The organism is Amycolatopsis sp. SID8362, assembly GCF_010550475.1.
Lineage (GTDB): Bacteria > Actinomycetota > Actinomycetes > Mycobacteriales > Pseudonocardiaceae > Amycolatopsis > Amycolatopsis eburnea.
In genome coordinates this window covers 1-206 of the sequence record NZ_JAAGNB010000384.1, presented here as the reverse complement: position 1 = coordinate 206, position 206 = coordinate 1, and the positions used below count along the sequence as shown (strand labels likewise).

Genomic DNA, 206 nt, shown 5'->3' with positions numbered 1-206 from the left:
ACCGTGCGGACCAGCTCGGCCCGGCGGCCGCTGTTGCTGGTGCTGGACGACGTCCACGAGGCCGACGTGTCGTCGCTGCGGCTGCTGGCCGAGGTCGCGGAGACGATCCGGACCGCACGGGTCGTCGTCCTGTGCACCGCCCGCGACGACGACCGCGCCTGGTCCGGCCACGTCCAGGCCAGGGCCCTGCTGCTCGGCCGGGCCGT

General features: G+C 75.7%; 1 protein-coding gene. It reads left to right on the top strand.

What is annotated here, in order from left to right; all coding sequences use genetic code 11:
* Window positions 1–206, top strand: a 206-nt coding sequence (locus G3I65_RS12055; RefSeq protein ID WP_160696178.1) for a hypothetical protein, incomplete at both ends; no start/stop codon positions are given.